The 21,106-nt window shown below is 65.7% G+C and carries 25 protein-coding genes; 13 read left to right on the top strand and 12 right to left on the bottom strand.

All coding sequences use genetic code 11. The annotated features are described in order from the left end of the window. Window positions 1–42 precede the first annotated feature (42 nt). From ilvD to GLR48_RS18760, 7 genes are all read left to right on the top strand, one after another. A complete protein-coding gene (ilvD, locus tag GLR48_RS18790; protein ID WP_237063839.1) occupies window positions 43–1,806 on the top strand; it encodes a dihydroxy-acid dehydratase in 1,764 nt (587 codons plus the stop codon). Window positions 1,807–1,811: 5 nt separating this feature from the next. After that, the gene (locus tag GLR48_RS18785) at window positions 1,812–2,423 is read left to right on the top strand and encodes a dihydroxy-acid dehydratase (protein ID WP_237063837.1); all 612 of its coding nucleotides are present in this window, start codon (window positions 1,812–1,814) and stop codon (window positions 2,421–2,423) included. A 78-nt stretch (window positions 2,424–2,501) separates the two neighbouring features. Then, entirely contained in the window at window positions 2,502–3,275 is a 774-nt protein-coding gene (locus tag GLR48_RS18780; RefSeq protein ID WP_237063835.1) for a DUF6478 family protein, read from the top strand. Window positions 3,276–3,284: 9 nt separating this feature from the next. Further along, entirely contained in the window at window positions 3,285–3,668 is a 384-nt protein-coding gene (locus tag GLR48_RS18775) for a hypothetical protein (protein ID WP_237063833.1), read from the top strand. A gap of 63 nt (window positions 3,669–3,731) precedes the next feature. Beyond that, window positions 3,732–5,756, top strand: coding sequence for an NADPH-dependent 2,4-dienoyl-CoA reductase (locus GLR48_RS18770; protein WP_237063831.1), 2,025 nt, complete (start codon window positions 3,732–3,734; stop codon window positions 5,754–5,756). 75 nt (window positions 5,757–5,831) lie between these two features. Further along, window positions 5,832–6,056: a hypothetical protein gene (locus GLR48_RS18765; protein ID WP_237063829.1), complete on the top strand. Its 225-nt coding sequence runs from the start codon at window positions 5,832–5,834 to the stop codon at window positions 6,054–6,056. Window positions 6,057–6,187: 131 nt separating this feature from the next. Continuing rightward, entirely contained in the window at window positions 6,188–7,093 is a 906-nt protein-coding gene (locus GLR48_RS18760; RefSeq protein ID WP_237063827.1) for a LysR family transcriptional regulator, read from the top strand. Window positions 7,094–7,214: 121 nt separating this feature from the next. Here GLR48_RS18760 and GLR48_RS18755 read toward each other — a convergent pair whose 3' ends face one another. The 4 genes from GLR48_RS18755 to GLR48_RS18740 are packed head-to-tail and all read right to left on the bottom strand — an operon-like array spanning window position 7,215 to window position 10,196. Continuing rightward, the gene (locus GLR48_RS18755; RefSeq protein ID WP_237063825.1) at window positions 7,215–8,198 is read right to left on the bottom strand and encodes an OmpA family protein; all 984 of its coding nucleotides are present in this window, start codon (window positions 8,196–8,198) and stop codon (window positions 7,215–7,217) included. Further along, the gene (locus GLR48_RS18750; RefSeq protein WP_237063822.1) at window positions 8,195–8,761 is read right to left on the bottom strand and encodes a peroxidase-related enzyme; all 567 of its coding nucleotides are present in this window, start codon (window positions 8,759–8,761) and stop codon (window positions 8,195–8,197) included. The genes GLR48_RS18755 and GLR48_RS18750 overlap by 4 nt, the downstream gene beginning before the upstream one ends. Further along, window positions 8,758–9,477, bottom strand: a complete 720-nt coding sequence (locus GLR48_RS18745) for a GNAT family N-acetyltransferase (RefSeq protein WP_237063820.1) — start codon at window positions 9,475–9,477, stop codon at window positions 8,758–8,760. The genes GLR48_RS18750 and GLR48_RS18745 overlap by 4 nt, the downstream gene beginning before the upstream one ends. After that, a complete protein-coding gene (locus GLR48_RS18740; RefSeq protein ID WP_237063817.1) occupies window positions 9,474–10,196 on the bottom strand; it encodes a competence/damage-inducible protein A in 723 nt (240 codons plus the stop codon). Before GLR48_RS18740 ends, GLR48_RS18745 begins: the two co-directional genes overlap by 4 nt. Here GLR48_RS18740 and sfsA point away from each other — a divergent pair. The 4 genes from sfsA to GLR48_RS18720 all read left to right on the top strand — a co-directional run bounded on the left by sfsA (window position 10,165) and on the right by GLR48_RS18720 (window position 14,163). Then, window positions 10,165–10,944, top strand: coding sequence for a DNA/RNA nuclease SfsA (sfsA, locus tag GLR48_RS18735; protein ID WP_442915819.1), 780 nt, complete (start codon window positions 10,165–10,167; stop codon window positions 10,942–10,944). The two genes, GLR48_RS18740 and sfsA, sit on opposite strands and share 32 nt — an antisense overlap. A gap of 66 nt (window positions 10,945–11,010) precedes the next feature. Beyond that, window positions 11,011–11,880, top strand: coding sequence for a type I methionyl aminopeptidase (map, locus tag GLR48_RS18730; protein ID WP_237063815.1), 870 nt, complete (start codon window positions 11,011–11,013; stop codon window positions 11,878–11,880). Beyond that, the gene (locus GLR48_RS18725) at window positions 11,877–13,034 is read left to right on the top strand and encodes an MFS transporter (RefSeq protein WP_237063813.1); all 1,158 of its coding nucleotides are present in this window, start codon (window positions 11,877–11,879) and stop codon (window positions 13,032–13,034) included. Before map ends, GLR48_RS18725 begins: the two co-directional genes overlap by 4 nt. 88 nt (window positions 13,035–13,122) lie before the next feature. Next, window positions 13,123–14,163: a TRAP transporter substrate-binding protein gene (locus GLR48_RS18720; RefSeq protein WP_237063811.1), complete on the top strand. Its 1,041-nt coding sequence runs from the start codon at window positions 13,123–13,125 to the stop codon at window positions 14,161–14,163. A gap of 19 nt (window positions 14,164–14,182) precedes the next feature. Here GLR48_RS18720 and GLR48_RS18715 read toward each other — a convergent pair whose 3' ends face one another. From GLR48_RS18715 to GLR48_RS18705, 3 genes are read right to left on the bottom strand one after another with little or no spacing between them, the layout of a single operon-like run. After that, on the bottom strand, window positions 14,183–14,824 hold the full coding sequence (locus GLR48_RS18715; RefSeq protein ID WP_237063809.1) for an HAD family hydrolase: 642 nt from the start codon (window positions 14,822–14,824) through the stop codon (window positions 14,183–14,185). Then, window positions 14,821–15,375 (bottom strand): 16S rRNA (guanine(966)-N(2))-methyltransferase RsmD, encoded by a 555-nt coding sequence (rsmD, locus tag GLR48_RS18710; RefSeq protein WP_237063806.1) that lies wholly within the window; start codon window positions 15,373–15,375, stop codon window positions 14,821–14,823. The genes GLR48_RS18715 and rsmD overlap by 4 nt, the downstream gene beginning before the upstream one ends. Then, entirely contained in the window at window positions 15,372–16,583 is a 1,212-nt protein-coding gene (locus GLR48_RS18705) for an NAD(P)/FAD-dependent oxidoreductase (RefSeq protein ID WP_237063804.1), read from the bottom strand. Before GLR48_RS18705 ends, rsmD begins: the two co-directional genes overlap by 4 nt. An 82-nt stretch (window positions 16,584–16,665) precedes the next feature. Between GLR48_RS18705 and GLR48_RS18700 the strand changes: the two genes are divergently transcribed. Beyond that, window positions 16,666–17,157, top strand: a complete 492-nt coding sequence (locus GLR48_RS18700; protein ID WP_237063802.1) for a peroxiredoxin — start codon at window positions 16,666–16,668, stop codon at window positions 17,155–17,157. Window positions 17,158–17,226: 69 nt separating this feature from the next. After that, window positions 17,227–17,526, top strand: coding sequence for a putative quinol monooxygenase (locus tag GLR48_RS18695; protein ID WP_237063794.1), 300 nt, complete (start codon window positions 17,227–17,229; stop codon window positions 17,524–17,526). Window positions 17,527–17,542: 16 nt separating this feature from the next. Here the strand turns inward: GLR48_RS18695 and GLR48_RS18690 are convergent, their stop codons facing one another. From GLR48_RS18690 to GLR48_RS18670, 5 genes are read right to left on the bottom strand one after another with little or no spacing between them, the layout of a single operon-like run. Next, entirely contained in the window at window positions 17,543–18,391 is an 849-nt protein-coding gene (locus GLR48_RS18690) for a mechanosensitive ion channel family protein (RefSeq protein ID WP_237063792.1), read from the bottom strand. A gap of 1 nt (window position 18,392) precedes the next feature. Next, entirely contained in the window at window positions 18,393–18,680 is a 288-nt protein-coding gene (locus tag GLR48_RS18685; protein WP_237063790.1) for a 4a-hydroxytetrahydrobiopterin dehydratase, read from the bottom strand. After that, window positions 18,677–19,855: a GNAT family N-acetyltransferase gene (locus GLR48_RS18680; protein WP_237063788.1), complete on the bottom strand. Its 1,179-nt coding sequence runs from the start codon at window positions 19,853–19,855 to the stop codon at window positions 18,677–18,679. The genes GLR48_RS18685 and GLR48_RS18680 overlap by 4 nt, the downstream gene beginning before the upstream one ends. A 31-nt stretch (window positions 19,856–19,886) precedes the next feature. Continuing rightward, the gene (locus GLR48_RS18675) at window positions 19,887–20,639 is read right to left on the bottom strand and encodes a glycerophosphodiester phosphodiesterase family protein (protein WP_237063786.1); all 753 of its coding nucleotides are present in this window, start codon (window positions 20,637–20,639) and stop codon (window positions 19,887–19,889) included. Then, on the bottom strand, window positions 20,639–21,100 hold the full coding sequence (locus GLR48_RS18670; protein ID WP_237063784.1) for a RidA family protein: 462 nt from the start codon (window positions 21,098–21,100) through the stop codon (window positions 20,639–20,641). The genes GLR48_RS18675 and GLR48_RS18670 overlap by 1 nt, the downstream gene beginning before the upstream one ends. Window positions 21,101–21,106 lie beyond the last annotated feature (6 nt).

Raw genomic sequence — 21,106 nt, 5'->3', positions numbered from 1 at the left:
GGTGCAAATTAGACCAAGGGCAACTTGAGAAGGACCCATCCCATGGCCACGAACCGCCCCGACAAATCCAAGCTGCCCAGCCGTCACGTCACCGAAGGCCCCGCGCGCGCGCCGCACCGGTCGTATTACTATGCCATGGGTCTGACCGAAGAAGACATCGCACAGCCCTTCGTCGGCGTCGCCACCTGCTGGAACGAGGCGGCGCCCTGCAACATCGCGCTGAACTGGCAGGCCCAGTCCGTCAAGGCGGGCGTGATCGAGGCGCATGGCACACCGCGCGAATTCACCACGATCACCGTCACCGACGGCATCGCGATGGGCCACGAGGGGATGCGGTCGTCTCTGGCGTCGCGCGAGGCGATTGCCGACTCGGTGGAGCTGACGATGCGCGGTCACGGCTATGACGCGCTGGTCGGTCTTGCGGGCTGCGACAAGTCGCTGCCGGGCATGATGATGGCGATGATCCGGCTGAACGTGCCGTCGGTCTTCATGTACGGCGGGTCGATCCTGCCGGGCAAGGTGCCCGAAGGTGCCAATGTCCCCGCCGATTTCGCCGACCGCGACCTGACCGTGCAGGACATGTTCGAAGCCGTCGGCCGTTACCAGAACGGTGAAATGACCGACGAACAGCTTGCGATCCTGGAAAAGGTCGCCTGCCCGTCAGAAGGCGCCTGCGGCGGCCAGTTCACCGCCAACACGATGGCCTGCGTGTCCGAAGCCATCGGTCTCGCGCTGCTGAACTCGTCTGGCATGCCGGCACCCTTCAAAGATCGCGGCCAGTATGGCGTCGCATCCGGCAAGGCCGTCATGGACCTGATCACCAACAACATCCGCGCCCGCGACATCGTCACGCGCAAGTCTCTTGAAAACGCTGCCCGCGTGGTGGCCTGCACCGGCGGGTCCACCAACGCCGGTCTGCACCTGCCCGCAATGGCGCACGAGGCCGGGATCGACTTCGACCTCTGGGACGTCTGCGACATCTTCAAGGATACGCCCTATTTCGTCGACATGAAACCCGGCGGTCAGGCCGTGGCGAAGGACCTGTATGACGCCGGTGGCATTCCCGTCGTGATGAAGGAGCTGCGCAAGGCGGGCCTGATGCACGAGGATTGCATCACCGCATCGGGCCGCAGCATCGGCGAGGAGATCGACATGATCACCCGCGATCCCGACGGCAAGACCATCCACTTCATCGACAACCCGATCACCAAGACCGGCGGCGTCGTCGGTCTGCGCGGCAACGTCGCACCCGACGGTGCCATCGTGAAGGTCGCAGGCATGACCGAGGAACAGCAGGTCTTTACCGGCCCCGCCCGCGTCTATGAAAACGAGGAAGAGGCCTTTGAGAGCGTCAAGGCGCGCACCTACAAGGAAGGCGACGTGCTGGTCATCCGCAACGAAGGCCCCGCAGGCGGCCCCGGCATGCGCGAAATGCTGGCGACGACCGCCGCCCTGTCCGGGCAGGGCATGGGCAAGAAGGTGGCACTGATCACCGACGGTCGCTTCTCTGGTGCCACCCGCGGGTTCTGCGTGGGTCACGTCGGGCCGGAAGCGGCCCATGGCGGCCCCATCGCGTTGCTGAAGGATGGCGACATGATCACGATCAACGCCCTGACCGGAGAGTTGTCCGCCGACATCTCTGCCGAGGAGATGGACGCCCGCCGTGCCGCATGGTCCGGCCCGAAAGAGACGATCTATGCCTCCGGTGCGTTGTGGAAGTATGCGCAGCTTGTCGGCGGAGCGCGCAAGGGGGCGGTGACGCATCCGGGCGCCAAGCACGAAAAGCACATCTACATGGACCTTTAAGGGTCGTGCGGTGGGGCCTGCCTGCGGCACTGGCGATGATCGCGGCACTGGCGGGCTGCGAACCCGTCTCTCTGACCGCACCGGGCGAGCCTTCGGTGCGGCTGGTGGGGGACGTGCTGGTGGGCGGGCCTGCGGGCTATTGCGTCGATCCGGTCGTGACGCGGCCCCGGCAGGGCTTTGCCTTGCTGGCCGCCTGTGCGGCGATGACCGCTGACGAGACCGACACCTATCCGGGTGACATCGCGCTGATCACCGTGACGGTGGGCGATGCGGGCAGTGCGGTCGTGGCGGGGCAGGAGGAGGACTTCAAGACCTTCCTTGAGACGCCGCAGGGGGCGGCGCTGCTGTCGGCCTCGGCCATCGGCGGGCCGGTCGCCGTGCGGCAGACCCAGACGGACGCCAACGCCGTTGCGGTCTATACCGAGGATGTCGGCCCCCCCGGCGTCAAGGGCACGCAGACGCAGGCCTGGCGATTGTTCACGGACATGCGGGGCCGGCTGGTCACGATTTCCGTACGCGGCCTGTCGGAGGATCCGCTGTCGCAAAGCACCTCGCGCGCGCTGCTGACGCAGATGCTGGCGATCCTGCGGCGCGCCAACGACGAGACGGCGACATGAGCGCGACGGGGCTGTTTCCTTTCCCTTGGCGATTTGCCAGATAGACTGCTGACGACGCACTGAACGGGACCTGTCGACATGGGACGCAAGACCAAAGGGGTGATGGACGCGCTGTTGCACACCCGCGTCCTGCGACGCTGGACTCGTGCCGCGCGCCAGGCGGCGACCGAAGAACTGCAGGTGCTCCGCGTACAGCGCCAGCAGGCCCGCGATCTGTCCGCCCGCCTGACCGAACTGATGTTTCACGCGGACGGGCGCCTTGCGATGCCGCAGATCGGATCGAACGCTTTTGCCCGGCCCGCCGGGACTCTGTGGTCGTGGCGGCCTCTGCTGTGGCGCGGTCCGCTGCCGCAAAAGGGGATGACGGCCGTGTCCAGCAAGACCGCTCTGGGCGACGAGGTGACGCTGTTTCACGACTGCGCCGTCAGCGAACTGACGCTGCGCCAGCTGCGCAACACGCGCGAGGAGGACCTGTCTCCCTTCGGCCTGCGGCTGGACGTGTTCCGCTTTGACGGCTCGTTCCTGTCGCTGGCGCTGGATCTGCCGCCAGAGGCGGTCCAGGGCATGACCCGCCGCCAGATTCTGCGCGTGTCCATCGTGGTGGAGGTCGAGAAGCCGCTGGAAATCTTTGCCCGACTGAATATCAACCACGGTCCCAACACCGAACAGATGGTGCAGGAACTGCCCCGCAAACGGGGCGAGGCCATCGTGGAATTCGACCTTGCCTACACCGAGTTGAACGAGAAACGGATCGAGAAGGCCTGGCTTGACCTGATCTTTGAGGGGCCGGAGATGAACCAGATCACCCTGCGCGATGTCACGGTCTGCCGTTACCCGCGCGCCGAACTTTAAGGGGGCGACATGTCCGACCTGACACTGACGAAAACCCGCATGATCGCGGGTATCTGGCACGGCATCCTGACCGGTGCGACCGGTGACACCGCCCCCCCCCTGACGTTGTCGCACAAGGCCGAAGTGCTGACTTCTGGCCTGACGGTGCAGCCTCGTGACGATGGGACCTGGTCAGTCGAGGTGGCGGTGCCGGTGAACCGGCTGGCGGACGGCGTGCAGACCTTTGTCATCACGGACACGGCGACCGGCGACACGCTGGCCAGCTTCGCCTTTCTGGCTGGCGAGGGGCTGGCCGAGGATATCCGGGCCGAGGTGGATCTTTTGCGCGACGAACTCGACATGCTCAAGCGCGCGTTCCGCCGCCACTGCGTGGAGACGGCAGAGGAGGAGTGACGCCGCGTCGGGGGTGACGCAGGGCTGTAGGCGGGGCATCCTCGCGCGCAGGAGGGCCATCCCATGACCGATTATCCGCACCTGCTCGCCCCGCTCGACCTTGGGTTCACCACGCTGAAGAACCGCGTGCTGATGGGATCCATGCACACCGGGCTGGAGGAAACCCGCGACTGGAACCGCGTGGCCGAATTCTATGCCACGCGCGCCCGTGGCGGTGTCGGCCTGATGGTGACCGGCGGCATGGCCCCCAATGCCGAAGGCGGTGTCTTTCCGGGGGCTGCCGGCCTGTTCAGCGACGCGGATATTGCCAACCACCGCATCGTCACGGACCGCGTTCACGAGGCTGGCGGCAAGATCGCGATGCAGATCCTGCATGCGGGCCGCTATGCGTATAGCCCGAAATGCGTGGCGCCTTCGGCGATCAAATCCCCGATCTCTCCGTTTGCCCCGACCGCCCTTGATGCGGCGGGGATCGAAAAGCAGATCAGCGACATGGTGACTGCGGCCAGCCGCGCGCGGCAGGCGGGATATGACGGGGTCGAGGTCATGGGATCGGAAGGGTATTTCCTGAACCAGTTCCTCGTCACCCACACGAACAAGCGCGACGACGACTGGGGCGGCGCTTACGAAAATCGCATGCGCCTGCCGGTCGAGGTGGTGCGCCGGGTCCGCTCCGCCGTTGGCCCCGATTTCATCATCATCTACCGCCTGTCGATGATCGACCTGATCCCCGATGGATCGACCTTTGCCGAGGTCGTGCAACTGGCAAAAGCCATCGAGGCGGCAGGGGCCACCATCCTGAACACCGGCATCGGCTGGCACGAGGCGCGGGTGCCGACCATCGCGACCTCTGTCCCGCGCGCGGCCTTTGCCTGGGTCACGCAAAAGCTGATGGGGCAGGTGGGGATCCCGGTCATCACCTCGAACCGGATCAACACGCCGCAGGTGGCCGAGGACGTGCTGGCGCAAGGCTGCGCCGACATGGTCAGCATGGCGCGCCCGTTTCTGGCCGATCCGGATTTCGTGGCCAAGGCCGCAGCCGGTCGCGCCGATACCATCGCGCCTTGCATCGCCTGCAATCAGGCCTGCCTCGATCACACGTTTGGCGGCAAGCTGTCATCCTGCCTCGTCAACCCGCGCGCCTGCCACGAGACGGTGCTGACCCTGCGGCCGGTTGCGGTGGCGCAACGGGTCGCGGTGGTCGGCGCGGGGCCGGCGGGTCTGGCAACAGCACTGGCCGCCGCAGAAAGAGGCCATGCGGTGACGCTGTTCGACGCAGCCGATGACATCGGCGGCCAGCTCAATATGGCGCGTCAGGTGCCGGGCAAAGAGGAGTTTCACGGCCTCGTCGACTGGTATCGCACCAGCGTGGCAGAGGCGGGAATCACCCTGCGGATGAAGACCCGCGCGACCGTGTCGGACCTGACCGGCTTTGATCACGTGGTCATCGCCACCGGCGTGCGCCCGCGCGATCCGGCGATTCCCGGTCAGGACGGACCGAACGTCGTCAGCTATATCGACGTGCTGCGGGCCCGCGTGCCGGTGGGCAACCGCGTGGCGATCATCGGCGCCGGCGGCATCGGGTTCGACGTGGCCGAATACCTTGTCACCACCGACAGCCCGACGATCGATCTGCCGGCGTGGATGGCGGAATGGGGTGTCACCGACCCGGCCGACCAGCGCGGCGGTCTGGCCCCCAAGGGGCCGCGGCCAGATGCGCCCGCCCGGCAGGTCACGCTGTTGCAACGCAAGTCCACCAAGCCGGGCAAGGGCCTTGGCAAGACGACGGGCTGGATCCATCGCGCATCCTTGCAGATGAAGGACGTGAAGATGGTGGCCGGGGTGAACTACGAACGGATCGACGCGGACGGCCTGCACGTCTCCTTCGGCGCAGGGCGCGAGACGCCAACGCTGATCGCTGCGGACACCATCGTGCTCTGCGCCGGTCAGGAACCTGAGCGCACGCTGTTCGACGACCTGACGGCGGCGGGGATCGCGGCGCATGTCATCGGCGGGGCGGATGTCGCGGCGGAACTGGACGCCAAACGCGCGATTGACCAAGGGACACGGCTGGCCGCCACACTGTAAGGCGCGCGGTGCTTGTCCTGCTAATTCGGGCGGGCTGCGCGGCACCACACTAGGGGCCTGTCACGATGCTGTCGGTTGGCGATTCGATCCCCCTGCGCGCCGGCGCTGACCGCATTGTCGCGACGCCTTGCTGTGCTGGCAAAGCGCGACGCGCGTGTCATCTGCGTCGACGCAAAGGACGTCATCGATCCCGCGGATCTGTCCCTCTACGATCCCGATCTGACCCACCCGTCCCGCGCAGACGCGGCCCTGATCGGCGATTTGATCGCCCACCGGATGGCGCAGGTGTCGCCCGGCTGACGCCGTCCGGTTGTTTCCCATGCCGCGTCAGTGTCCACCGAAACCGCCATATTGTCAGGCCCATGTCCCATTCCTGCCCTGATTGGCCGTCACATCAGACGCATTGGATACAGATGCGTTAGGACAGCGGCATGGATCGCCTTACCGAAATGGAAGCCTTTGCCACGGTGGTGGATCAGGGCGGTTTCACCGACGCAGCACGCAAGATGGGGATATCGAAATCCGCCGTCTCGAAACACGTCTCCTCTCTCGAGGCGCGTCTGGGCGCACGTCTGCTGAACCGCACCACCCGCCGCGTCAGCCCGACCGAGATCGGTCTGGCCTATTACGACCGCGCCCGCCGCGTGTTGAACGACGCGGGCGAGGCGGATGCGCTGGTGACGTCGATGCAATCCGCACCTTCGGGTCTGCTGCGCATTTCCGTGGCCACCGACTTCGGCGTGAACCACCTGTCGCCGGTGCTGGGTGATTTCCTGTCGGAATTCCCCGACATCACCGTCAACATGGTGCTGAACAACCGCTACGTGGAACTGATCAGCGAAGGCTTCGACATGGCCGTGCGGATCGGAGAGCTGGAGGATTCCACCCTGCGCGCCCGCAAGCTGACCGACACCACACGGCGGATGATCGCCTCACCGGGCTATTTCGCGAAACACGGCCGGCCCGAGAAGATCGACGACCTGAACGACCACAAGCTGCTGCATTATTCCAACGCCGCCAATTCCGCTGTCTGGAAACTGACGGCGCCCTCGGGGGAAAAGCGTCAGGTCCGCACGGCAGGCTGGCTCACCGTGAACGATGGCCAGTCGCTGTTGAACGCATGCGTCGGCGGCCTCGGCATCGCTTACCTGCCTAGCTTCCTCTACGGTGATGCCATGTCCAAGGGGCTGGTCGAAGAGGCGATCCCCGATCTGCCCGCCGACACGCAGGGGATCTACGCCGTCTATCCGCCGGGCCGGTTTACCCAGCCCAAGGTGCGTGCTTTCATCGATTTTCTTGTCCACGCCTTCGCGGAAAAGGGTCCGGACGCCTGGTAACACCCAGACCGGGAAAGCATTCTTCCCTTCTTCTGGTCCCAAATACTTCGGGGGTCCGGGGGCAGCGCCCCCGGCGGGTCGACGGGCCGCAGGCCCGGCGAAACCCGATTGTCACGCGGCCCTAGTTGATCGGCCCTGTGACCACGGCTTCGACCCTGCGGTTTGCCGCGCGCCCGGCGGGATCCAGATTGCTGGCGACCGGCGCCAGATAGCCCATCCCTGCCGCGGTCAGCCGCGCCCCGTCGGCGCCATAGTCCGCCACCAGCCGGGCGATCACCGCCGCCGCACGTCGTTTCGAGATCGCGATATTGCCGTCCAGCCCCCCTTGGCTGTCCGTGTGGCCGACGATGCTGACCTGCAGGGCCGGGTTCGCCGCCATAAAATCTGCCAGCCGCTGCAGAACGGGCATCTTGGCGTCTGACAATGTGACGTCGCCGGTCTGGAAGGTCACGCCGTCCAGCACCGCATGGCCGGTTTCGGTCAGCGCCTGCGCCAGATCGCCAGTGGCGCCAGGGCTGGGGGGCGTGGGGCCGGTGGTCACGGGGCCACTGGTCGCGGGGCCGGGGGCGCGGGCTGCGGGGGCATCGGCAGCGGTCAGGGGCGGTACCTCTTGCGCATCCGCAGGCACCACCCGGATCACTTGCACGAAGCCTGCCTGCGGCGTGCGGCTGACTAGCAGGCTGACCGCACGGGTGTCGCCACCGATCTGCCGTGTCGCTGACAGAAACCGGAAATCCGACAGATCGACCTGCATCGCGGGCGGGGCTGCGACGATCGTGCCGAACCGGAAATCAAAGCCGCCGCAGCCTTGGGTGTCGCATTCGAAGGTTATGTCATACCCCGCTTGTCGCAACTGGTCGCGCAGCGGGCGCAGCAGTTGCAGGCTGGCAAGGCCGGTGGCGGCCACGCGCCAGACCTGCGTGGTCATCTCGCCCTCGATCCGAGTGGCGGGGATCGCGCCGTCGGCCCATGGCCCGGTTGGCAGGTCGTAGCTGTCCAGCGGCACGCTGATATCGCTGTCCAGCGTCGCGTTGCCGGGCAGGGTCAGCACCTGTGCTGTCAGCGCGCCGGGCCACAGCAACCACAGGGCCAGCGCGCGGATCATCGCGCCTGAGCGTGATAGTCGGGATTGGGGCGCATATCGGTGGCAGAGGCCACGCGATTCGTCATGTTGAAGAAGGCCGCGACTGAGGCGATGTCCCAGATATCGCGGTCGGTAAAGCCTGCGTCCCGTAGTGCCTGCCGGTCGGCCTCGACAATGCGGGCGCTGTCGGTGGTCAGCTTGTCGGCAAAGTCCAGCATCGCGGTCTGTCGCGGGTCCAGATCGGCGGCGCGCCAGTTCATCACCATCATTTCGCCCAGCGCCGGGTCGCCCGACAACTGCCGCACGGCGGCCCCGTGGGCGGTCAGGCAATAGAAGCACTTGTTGATCGACGAGACGACGACGGCGATCATCTCACGCTCCAGCTTTGACAGGCCGGAGTCCGCCAGCATCAGGTCGTTATAAAGGCCAGTAAAGGCGTCGAGCTTGGCGATGTCGAAGGCGTAGGCGCGCAGCACATTGGGCACCATGCCCAGCTTGTCCTGACAGATGTCGAAGTATTTCTGCGTGGCGGGCGGCAGCGGGTCGACCTGTGGCAGATCGAGGGCGGTGGGACGGTCGGTCATGACTTTTCCTTTGGCAGGGCGCGGTAATGATAGCGGCCGACCTCTGCCAGCCCAAGGTCGGCGTAAAGCGCATTGGCGCCGGCATTGGCGGCGGTGACTAGCAGGCTGAACTCTGCGGCCCCCTGTCGCTGCGCCCAGAACGCCGCAGCGCGGGTCAAATGGCGGGCAAGGCCCTTGCGGCGGTGGTGCGTCGCGACCTCCAGCCCGTGCAGCATCGCGGTGCCATCGTGGATCGCGACGAAGAGGGTCCCGGCGGGGCGGTCGTCGATGCGGCCGAAAAGCGTGGTCTTTGTTCCTTGGACCCGGTCCATGATGGCCAGGCGCGCAGGTCCGATCCCGCCGTCCGCCCAAATGTCGCGCTGGGCGGCAAGTGGCGGCCAGACGGTGAAGGCGGTGACGGGAGGCACCGGTTCGGTCGTCAGACTTGCGGTCGGGCAGGCACGGATCACCGTCGGGTCGCGGATGATGTAGCCCGCGTCGGCCAGCATCCGGTCCAGCGCATCCTCGCCGTCCCGCACCATGAACAGCGGCTCTTGCCCCAGATCGCGCATGGCGGACACGGCGCTGTCGAGGTCATCCAGTCCGACCGCTGCCACAGCCGTCGCGGCGCTGACGCGGTTGCCGCCACCGGCACCGGTGCGGATCGTCCACGGGCCGTGCGACCTGCGCGCGGCGGCGGGCCATGTGGCGTCGATCACGGCAGCCCAGTCGGTCATGCGGGAAACAGCGCCTGAAGTTGCGCCATCGCTGCCGCGACGCGCGTGGCCTCGGTCCCGCGGATCACGATATTCGTGCCATAGACGCCGTCCTTCTGGAACGGATAGGACCCGATGCTCAGGTCCGGGTGATCCTGCGCGATCTGCGACAATGGCTGCGCCACATCGCCTTCGCCGCGCATGATGCGCCATGTCTCCGACAGCAGCGGTGCTCCGTGGGCGAGTTTGCTGACGACGGATGCGACCATCGCCTCGAACACCGCGGGCACGCCGGCCATGACGTTGACGTTGCCGAGGGTAAAGCCCGGTGCGGTGCTGACCGGGTTGTCGATCAGGGCGGCGCCGTCGGGGATGCGGGCCATGCGCAGGCGCGCGTCGTTCAGGGTCGTGCCTGCGCGGTCGTAATGCGCCTGCAACAGCGCGCGGGCATCGTCGCGCACATCGACGCTGACGCCGAAGGCCGCGCCAATGGCGTCTGCGGTGATGTCGTCATGGGTCGGCCCGATCCCGCCAGAGGTAAAGACGTGGTCGTAAGCCTTTGACAGCGCCTGCACGGCGGCCACGATGGCGGTCTGATCGTCGCTGACCACGCGCGCCTCTTTCAGGTCGATGCCGGCCTCTGTTAGCACCTTTGCCAGATGGTTCATGTTCGAATCGCGGGTCCGGCCCGAGAGGATCTCATCACCGATGACAAGCATCGCGGCGGTGGGGTTTGGCATTGGCTTCTCCTGTGCGTCGGGTCTTGGTATAGCCCGCCGCATGGACTTTGCCACGCCCCTGATCCCCGCGACGCTGATCCGCCGCTACAAACGCTTTCTGGCCGATTGCAGGCTGGAGGACGGGCGCGAGGTGACGGCCCATGTGGCCAACCCCGGTGCGATGACCGGCACCGCGATTCCCGGCAGCCGCATCTGGCTGGAGCCGAACGACAATCCGCGCACAAAGCTCGATTACGGCTGGCGCCTGCTGGACGTGGGCGGCGATTTCGTCTGCGTCGATACCAGCCTGGCCAATCGCATCGTGGGCGAGGGGTTGCGCGCGGGCGCCGTGCCGGGGCTGGCAGGCTATGACGTCGTGCGTCAGGAAGTGAAATACGCGGACGCCAGCCGGGTCGATTTCCTGCTGACCGGCGACGGGCCAGATCTGTATCTAGAGGTCAAGAGCGCCAATTTTTGTCGCGACGCACCCTTGGTGGAGTTTCCCGACAGCAAGACCCTGCGCGGGGCGCGCCACATGGCCGATCTGGCGCAGATGGTGGGGCAGGGGCATCGTGCGCTGGTCTTCTACCTCATCACCCGGACGGATTGCACATCGGTCGCCGTCGCCCGCGACATCGACCCCGCCTATGCGGCGGCTTTCGACGCGGCGCGCGCGGCAGAGGTCGAGGTGATGGCGATGGATTGCGTCATCTCGCCCGCGGGGATCGTGTTGGGGCAGGTGCGGCCCGTGGCGGATCCGGCCGGTTAGCCTAAGGGGTGGAACGCAGGTGCAAAACGGCCTATGTGGGCGAAAAGGCAGCCGAGGGTACACGCGATGACCGACACGACACATCTGACGAAAGACGGCATCCGGCTTTATGCGCCTTCGGATTTCGGCGGCATGAACCGCGCCGGACGACTGGCCGCAACGATCCTTGACGATATCGCCGACCACGTGTTTCCGGGGCAGACCACCGGCAAGCTCGATCAGCTGATCACCGACTGGGTGACGGCGGCGGGGGCGACATCGGCCACCATCGGTTATCGCGGGTATCAGCACGCCAGCTGCATTTCCGTCAACCACGTCGTCTGCCACGGCATTCCCGGCGCGCCGGTGCCCAAGGGCAAGGACGAGACGGTGTCCAAGAACCATGAAAAGCGGCGCGACGACGACGTGCTGAAGGATGGCGATATCCTGAACATCGACGTCACCGTCATCGTCGACGGCTGGTACGGCGACAGCAGCCGCATGTATGTGGCAGGCACCCCCAGCCCCAAGGCGCAGCGCCTGATCGAGGTCACACATGACGCGCTGATGGTGGGCATCGAGGCGGCCAAGCCCGGCAATACCTTCGGCGACATCGGCCACGCGATCCAGGTCTACGCCGAGGCGCAGCGCATGTCCGTCGTGCGCGACTTCTGCGGTCACGGTCTGGGCCGCGTGTTCCACGCGCCGCCCAACGTGCTGCACTACGGGCGCGCCGGGTCCGGGGCGGTGCTGGAAGAAGGCATGTTCTTTACCATCGAGCCGATGATCAACCTTGGCCGTCCCGAGACCAAGACGCTGGCCGACGACTGGACCGCCGTGACCCTTGACCGGTCGCTCTCGGCCCAGTTCGAGCATTCGATCGGCATCACGGCGCAGGGCTGCGAGATCTTTACCACCTCGCCCGCCGGACGGTTCTATCCCACGCAGGCCGTGTGAGCGCGCCGAAACGGTTGATCCCGGTCCTGTCGGCGGCGAATTTCGTCATCGGCATGGGCGCCTTCGTGCTGATCGGGATGCTGACCCCGGTGGGGCAGGATTTCGGTATCGATCCCGGTCGCACCGGCTGGCTGATGACGACCTACGCACTGGCCTATGCGGTGCTGTCGCCGCTGCTGGTCTCGTTGACAGGATCCATCGGCCGCAGGCGGGTGCTGGCCTATGCGCTGACCGGCTTTGCGGTGGCGAACCTGCTGTCGGCGCTGGCCCCGACGGAGCTGACCCTGCACCTGACCCGGATCTTGGCGGCCGCCGGGGCAGGTCTGCTGACGCCTGTCAGCGCATCCGTCGCCGCCGGTCTGTCCGCGCCGGAGCGGCGGGGCAAGGCGCTGGCTGCGGTGGTGTTCGGTCTGACACTGGCGCAGGTGCTGGGCGTGCCGGCAGGCAGTTTCATCGCCTATACCTTCGGCTGGCGCGCGGCCTTCGTCGTCGTGGCCCTGCTGGCGGTGCCGATCGTGCCGCTGATCTGGCGGATCGTGCCGTCGGGGCTGGCGTTCCAGACCGTGACCCTGCCGGAACTTGGCCGCACCCTGCGCGATGGCCGCACGATGCTGGCGGTCGCCTTCACGGCGACCTATCTGGCGTCGGCCTATGTCGTCTATACCTACCTCGCCCCGCTGCTGGAACAGACGATGGGGTATGGGCGTAATGGCATCACGGCGGTGCTGCTCGTGTTCGGTGCGGCGGCGGTCATCGGCAACCTGGCGGGTGGGGCGGTGGCCGACCGGATCGGATCGTTCCGCACGCTGCTGGGGCTGGCGGTGGGGCAGGCAGTGGTCCTGCCGCTGTTTTCCCTGATGCCGCTGCCGGGACCGCTGCTGGTCGTGCTGATCGCGGGTTGGTCGCTGCTGGTCTGGTCAATGATCGCGGGGCAGCAGATGCGGATCATCGCCCTGCGTCCCGCAGCGGCCCCCATCGTGCTCGCCCTGAATGCGGCGGCGATCTATATCGGAGCGGCGGCGGGGTCCGCGATCGGCAGTGCAATTATCGCCATGGGCGGGATGCGCGCGCTGGGCGTCGGCGGGTCGGCTGTGGCGGTGGTGGCCACGGTGCACATCCTGTGGTCCGAGCGGCTGAACCGAAAATCGGCCTGACCCTCTTGTGCAGCGCGTGCGGTCAGGCCATATTCGCTTGACCACTAGCGGTGGCACCCCCCCTAAATCATTGAACAGGATGCAGATCATGCACCGTCTGAATGCTGCCGCTTTTGCGGCCACCCTTGTCCTTGCCATGCCTGCCAACGCGCAGGAGGTGACGTTGCGGTTCCAACACTTCGTGTCCCCCGCCAGTGCTAATCCGACCTATTTCATGCAGCCCTGGGCCGATGCGATCGAGGAACAGTCAGGCGGCCGCATCAAGGTCGAGCTTTATCCATTCATGCAACTGGGCGGTGCGGCGCCCGCGCAATACGACCTGATCCGCGACGGGGCCATCGACGGTGGCTGGGTCATTCCCAGCTACGAGCCCGGCCGCTTTCCCGAGGCCGAGGCGCTGGAACTGCCCTTCATGACGCCCAAATCCGGAGAGATCGCGTCTGAGGCCGCGTGGCATTACACGCAGTCGCACCTGATGGACGATTTCGCAGACGTCCACGTCATTGCGGCGCATATGCACGGGCCCGGCATCATTCACAAGAAAGGTCCGGCGATCGCCACGGTCGAGGATATGCGCGGTTTGAAACTGCGCGGCCCCTCGCGTCCCGCGACCAGCCTGCTGACCGCCATGGGCGCCGTGCCGATCGGCATGCCGGTCCCCGCCTTCACCGAGGCGCTGTCGCGCGGCGTCGTCGATGGCGGCGTCATCACATGGGAAATGTCGCCGAGCCTGAAGCTGGACGAACTTGCCGACAGCCATACGGACGTGGCGGGGGACGAGGCGCTTTATAACCTCTATTTCATCTGGGCGATGAACAAGGGAGTCTATGACGCGATGCCGGCCGACCTGCAGGCCGTCATTGATGCCAATTCCGGTCTGATGGCCAGTCGCTGGGCGGGTCGGGCGCATGATACGGGCGATGCCCTTGGCCGCGAGATCATGGCCGATAGCGGGAACGAGATTGCTGTGCTGTCCCAGCCCGAGACGGACCGCATCCGTGCGCTGGCCGAGGTCGTGCGCGCAGACTGGATCGCCGAGATGGATGAAAAGGGGTTCGACGGCGCCGCCCTTGTGCAGGACGCGACCGACGAGATGGCCGCGGCCCGCGCCTCATCCGGGGGCAACTGACGCCGCTGCAGCGGCCCTCTTAAATCCCGAGGGCCGCTGCGATCTGCGCCATGGCGGTGACGGGTGTCGAGGGATACCCGGCGGCGCGCGCAGGCCCGCCCTCTGCCACGTAGGCAAAGCAGCCGCAGCCTGCGGCCTGTGCCGCGCGCCAGCCGGCGGGCATGTCGTCGATCATCCAGGTGGCGTTCGGGGCGGCGCCTGCGACCTGCATCGCATGCCGCAGCATGGCGGGGTCTGGCTTTGGCGCATGGTCATAGGCGGAATAGATGCGCCCGGCGAACCGGTCCCACAGGCCGGAGGCGGCCAGCGAAATCTCCATCTTCTGCGGTGGCCCGTTCGAGGCGATGGCCATCGGCACGCCCGCCGTGTCCAGCGCGTCGATCAGGTCGATCACGCCGGGCACGACGTCCACACCTGCGCGCAGGGCGGCGTAGACTTCGGCGTAGGCATGCTCCAGCCAGTCGGGGGGCAGCCGCGCCCCGCGCTGCACGGCGCCTTCGCCCACGCCCTTCAACGTACCGCCGGCAAAGAGGCTGTGAATCTCGTGCGGGGCGATGGTCAGACCGTGGCGCGTCAGGTTGTCAGAGATGACACGGTCGGTGGTGGGCTCCGTGTCCACCAGCACGCCGTCGCAATCGAAAATCACCAGTTCGGGTGTCATAACGCCTCCACCAGCGTGATCCATGTGTCGCCATAGCGGCGGGCGTCCAGCGCCTTGAAACCTTGGGGGGGGATCTGTGCCGTGCGTTCCTCCCAGACGATGACCGTGCCCGCCGCGATCCAGCCCTTTGCCCTTGCCGTGCGCAGGGCCGTCAGGCCCAGCCCCAGGCCGTAGGGGGGATCGAGGAACACCAAGCCGCACGGCTTACCGTCCGGCAGGGCGTCGGCGCGGCAGCGCAACAGGGTGCAATCGCCCGCGCGGCGCAGTTTGGCGATGTTTCCGGCGATCAGGCCCTGTGCCACCTTGCCGTCATCGACGAAGGTTGCGTGGGTGGCACCGCGCGACAGCGCCTCCAGCCCCAGCGCGCCGGTGCCGGCGAACAGGTCCAGCACCAGAGCACCCTGGATCGGATCGCCGAAACGGCCCCCCTGCAGCACGTTGAAAAGGCTTTCGCGCACGCGGTCCGTGGTGGGGCGCAGGTGGGCTGCGTCGTCGCCGGCCCCCACGGGCACCAGCGCCGTGCCGCGATGTTGCCCTGCGATGATCCTCATGCGCGCAGCAGCGCCTTCATGTCCGTGGCAGGGTCGGTGACGATGGCGGGTGCGGGGCTTTGCCCCGCTTCGATCAAGCGCTTGCCGACCATATAGTTGCGCACGTCCGACATGGCGTCGATCGCGATTAGCGTGTCGTCGCGGTAGTACCAGTGGGATTGGGCCAGCCCCTCGCCAGTTTTGACGTAGACGGCGGTGTAGCCGGTGTTCAGCCCGGCGATCTGCAGTTTGCAGTCGTATTGATCCGACCAGAACCAGGGGGTGGGCGTATAGGTCACGTCATGGCCCAGCAGGTTCTGGGCCACGATCTCGGCCTGGTCGATGGCATTACCGACGCTTTCGATCCGCACCCGCGCCCCGCGCCACGGGGTCGAGGCGCAGTCGCCTGCAGCCCAGATATGCGGGTCCGAGGTGCGTCCGTGGGCGTCGCAGGCGATGCCATTGCCGAGCGTCAGGCCCGCGCCATCGGCCAGCGCCGTATCGGGGGCGATGCCGACGCCGACGATGGCGAAGTCGATGTCCAGCGTTGTCCCGTCCGACAGGACCGCGCCGGTCACGGTGTCGTCGCCGGTCAGGCGCACCAGACCGGTGCCTTCGCGGATATCCACACCGTGGCTGCGGTGCAGATCGCGGAAATAGGCGGACGTTTCCGGGGCGGCGACGCGCTGCAGGATGCGCTCTGATGCCTCGACAAGCGTGACGTGTAGGCCACGACTGGCGGCGACGGCGGCCGCTTCCAGCCCGATGTAGCCACCACCGACGATCAGGCAGCGCGCGCCTTCGGCAAAGGCGGGTGCCATGGCGTCCGCATCGGCCAGATCGCGGACGGCAAAGACATTGCCCAGCGTGCCACCGATCGCGGCGGGCAGGGTGCGGGGCCATGCCCCGGTCGTCAGCACCAGATCGTCGTAGCCCAGCACGCTGTCGTCGGACAGCTTGACCTGCCGCGCGGCTGCATCGACGCCAACCGCCCGACAGTTCAGCCGCAGGTCGATACCGTGGTCTGCATACCAAGCCTCTGGTTTGAAAAACAGGCGCTCGCGGTCCATCTTGCCCAGCAGATAGGCCTTGGACAGGGGCGGGCGCTGGTAGGGGGCGTGAGGTTCGGCGCAGATCAGGGTGATGCCGTCGGTCACACCGCCCGCCACCAGTTTGGCCACCAGCGCCGCCGCGGCTTGTCCTCCACCGATCACCACGATCCTGCTCACGATGTCATACCCTTGCTCTGGTTCTATTCCCGCGCACCCTATATGTTTTGGGGTGACAAGAGCAATTCAAAGGACGATCAGCATGACCATCACCACGGGCGACACATTGCCGGACGCAACGGTTCTGACCATGGGCGCAGAGGGACCGGAAGCCGTGTCCATCGGCGACAAGCTGAAAGGCCGGACGGTCGTGATCTTCGGCCTGCCGGGTGCTTATACCGGCACCTGCACCACGGCGCATGTGCCAAGCTTCATCCGCAACATCGACGCATTGAAGGCCAAGGGCGTGGACGAGGTGATCTGCCTGTCGGTCAACGATCCCTTCGTGATGCAGGCCTGGGGCGAATCCACCGGTGCCGCAGCGGCCGGTATCACCATGCTGGGCGATGCCGAGGCGTCGTTCACCAAGGCCATCGGCATGGAATTCTCAGCCCCGCCCGTGGGCTTTGTGAACCGGTCAAAGCGCTATGCCATGCTGGTCGAGGACGGTGTCGTGAAGGTCCTGAACGAGGAGCCCGGCCCCGGCCAATGCGACATTTCCGGTGGCGAGAGCATGCTCGACGCCATGGCCTGAGAGGCGATTATCCTTGCGTGACGTTACGGGCCATGCGGACATGGCCCGTGACTTGGTGAGGAGTATGACATGTCAGATCTTTATATCGTGGCCACCCTTGTGGCCAAACCCGATCAAGCGGACCGTCTGCGCGAAATGCTTACAGGCGCCGTGCCGGACTTTCGTGCAGAGGACGGCTGCATGGGTTATACCGTGCTGGAAGATGCCGGCCGCCCCGGCCGGTTCATGACCTATGAACGCTGGCGCGACCGGGCCGCCGCCGATGCCCATATGCAAACGCCCCTGATGGGGACGCTGCTGCCGCAATTGCCGGATATTCTGGCGGAAGAATTCAAGCAGGATTTCCTAAACCCCGTCGTGATGATGTGACGACGGGCCGGGGGCGTCAGTCGTCCTTGGCCATATACATCGTGCGGGTGGGGAAGGGGATTTCCACGCCCGCGGCGTCCAGCGCCTCTTTGACCTTGCGGGTCATGTCGGCCTGATACTGGAAATAATCGGTCCGCGCGCACCAGACCCGCACCAGAAAATCGACGGAAGAAGCGTTCAGGTTGTTGACCTGAATGAACGGCTCCGGATCTTTCAGGCTGCGCGGGTCGGCCATGATCGTGTCGATGATTGCACGTTCCGCATCGGCCAGATTGGCACCGTAGGCCACCCCGATGTTCCATTCCGCGCGCCGCTGCGGATAGACGGAATAGTTGACGATCGTGTTGCCCCAGACTTCGGAGTTCGGGATGATGATCTGCACGTTGCCGATGCTCGCCATCTCGATGAAGTTCAGGTTGATCGCCTTTACCGTGCCGCTTTGATCGTTGATCGTGACGAAATCGCCCAGCTTGATCGGGCGGAAGAAGATGATCATCACGCCCGCCGCCACGTTCGACAGCGTGCCCTGGAGGGCCAGACCGATGGCCAGACCGGCGGCACCGATGACGGCCACGACGCTTGTCGTCTGGACACCGAAGGTGTTGAGGACGAACAGGAACGAAAAGCCGATGATGATGTAGCGGACGATGTTCCCAAGGAAGATGAACAGCGTCTCGTCCAGATGACGGTTCTTGACGCCGATGCTTTCGATCCGGCGGGAAATCCAGCCGCCGACGACAAAGCCGATGGTGATGATCAGAATGGCGGTCAGCACGGACCCGATGGCCGACGCCAGAAACTCCAGCGTCAGGACGTCCATGATGGATTTGCCGTTCAAAATCGGCTTGTTCAGCAGGTTTTCCATCTTAACGCTCCGCGAGTTCGTCCATTTTCTGCGCCAGTTTGGCGTCGAGCGCGGTCAAACCATCTGCATCATGCGTGGTCAACGCCACTTCCACGGTTTTATAGACATTGGACCACTCCGGGTGGTGGTTCAGCTTTTCCGCGTGAATCGCTACTTGCGTCATCCAGCCAAAGGCCTGCACGAAGTTCTTGAATTGATACGTCTTCGTAATGGCGTCGCCTTCGTCGGACAGGGTCCAGCCCGCGTCCGTTAGCGGCTTGATCTCGGCTTCGGTCAGTTTGTCGGTCATTGTTGTTCCTCTCGGGTGTCGCGTTTGAAGGGGCCGTAGGCTGTCAGCACCTCGATTTCCTCGTCGATGGCGCGGGTTTCGGCCACGAGGTAGCGGGCGATGGCGTCGCGGAAAGACGCGTCCCTGATCCAATGCAGGGAATGGGTCGCCACCGGCAGGTAGCCGCGTGCCAGCTTGTGTTCGCCCTGCGCACCAGCTTCGACCCGGATCATCTTGTTTTGAATGGCATAATCGATGGCCTGATAATAGCACAACTCGAAATGAAGCGAGGGGTGGTATTCGGTGCTGCCCCAGTAGCGGCCATAAAGCGTATCGCACCCGATGAAGTTCAGCGCGCCGGCGACGGGCCGGTCGCCGTCCATCGCCAGCACCAGCAGCATGTCGTCGCGCAGGGTCGCCTGCGCGCGGTTGAAGAAATCCCGCGTCAGGTAAGGCGTGCCCCACTTGCGGTTGCCGGTGTCCTGATAGAACCGCCAGAACGCGTCCCAGTGGTGCGGCTGGATCGCGTCGCCGGTCAGTGCCACGATGTCGCCGCCAAACCCCTGCGCTTCGGCCCGTTCCTTGCGGATGTTCTTGCGCTTGCGGCTGGACAGGTCGGCGAGGAATCCGTCGAAATCGGCGTAATCGCGATTTTCCCAGTGAAATTGCTGACCGACGCGGGGCATCAGGCCCATCTCGGCGCCCGCGAGCGCCTCTGCTTCGGTGCAGAAGGTGATGTGCAGCGACGACAACTCGTTGTCCGATGCAATCTGGACCGCGCCCTGGATCAAGGCCGACATCCCCACTGCCTCGAACCCCGGGCGGGTCAGAAAACGGCGTCCGGTGGCGGGGGTGAAGGGGACGGCGATCTGCAGTTTCGGGTAGTAATCGCCGCCCGCATTCTCGTAGGCCTGCGCCCAGTTGAAATCGAAGATGTATTCGCCTTGGCTGTGTCCCTTCGCGTAAAGCGGCGCGCAGGCGATGACCTGACCGTCCGCCTTTGCCACCAGATAGCGGGGCTGCCAGCCGGTCCGGCCACCGACGGAGCGGGAGTCCTCCAACGCCTTGAGGAACCGGTAGGTCGTGAACGGATCTTCGGGCCGACCGTCGCCGGGGCTGGCGCAGGCATCCCAGTCGGCCTGTGCGATATCATCCAGCGACGGATGTGCTGCCAGTTCTATGGTCGGGGTATTCATGGGGCGTAACGTGGTCGCAATGCCTGCGGCGTCAAGCGGCATATCCCTCGAACGTGATGTTGTCGGCGTATTGACGGGCGGCCTGCGCCTCTTCTTTCGAGCGGATCGTCCAGCACAGGATCGCGGCGCCGTGCTGCTCGTTCAGCTCTGTCACGCGCGGTTGATCCAGTTCCTTGTGATAATGGCTGATGAAGCTGGCGCCGACATGGCCGTAATCTGGAATGTCGCGCAGGCGTTCCAGCGTGGGCTGCGGGACCGTGGGCCAATCCTGCGGATTGAACGACCCGGTCGTCAGACCGCGCGGCACGTCCGGCAGCAGGCGCGCCATTTCGGCCACCGCATGGGGGTTGAAGGACATGACGGCGACCGGCCCCTTGTAGGGTTCCAGCACGGCGGCGACAGCCTTGCCTAGCGGGCCGGTATCGGGGCCAAGCGCGCCGTCCTGATCCTTGATCTCGATCAGCAGGGGGACGCGACCGGCGACGAGTTTCAGCACATCCGCCAGCGAGGGGATGGTGGTGCTGTCGCCCATCAGCGGGATCTGCGCCAGTTGCGCCGACGACCGTCCGGCCAGGGGCCCCTGTTCGATGGTCAGACGGCGCAGGTCGTAGTCGTGAAACACCATCGGCACGCCATCGCTGGCCAGTTGCAGGTCGATCTCGATCCCGTAGCCGTGCTCGATCGCAGACTTGATCGAGCTGATACTGTTCTCGACCCGGCCGTGCGCCTTGTCGTGAAAGGCGCGGTGCGCGATGGGACGCGTGACGAAGGATTTCGGCAGCATCACGCGATCTCGAACACGGCTTCGATTTCGACCATGACGCCCATCGGCAGGCTGGCGACACCCACGGCGGACCGGGCGTGGCGCCCCTTATCGCCAAGGGCTGCGACGAGGAAATCGGAGGCGCCGTTGATGACGCGTGGCTGGTCGGTGAAGTCGGGCGTGCTGTTGACCATACCGACCAGTTTCACGACGCGCACGAGGCGGTCAAGATCGCCGTCGCAGGCCTTTTTCAACTGCGCCAGCAGGCTGATCGCGCAGGCCTTGGCGGCGGCCGCGCCGGTTTCGATATCGACCCCGTCACCCAGCTTGCCGATCATCAGACCGTCAGGCCCCTGGCTGATCTGGCCGGACACCCAGACCTGATGGCCAGACTGCACGAAAGGCACATAGTTGGCCGCCGGGGCGGGGGCGTCGGGCAGGGTGATGCCCATATCCGTCAGGGTCGTTTCGATCGTGCTCATGGGCTC

Origin of the sequence: Loktanella sp. M215 (assembly GCF_021735925.1) — a bacterium.
Lineage (GTDB): Bacteria > Pseudomonadota > Alphaproteobacteria > Rhodobacterales > Rhodobacteraceae > Loktanella.
This window is presented reverse-complemented; position numbering and strand designations above follow the sequence as displayed.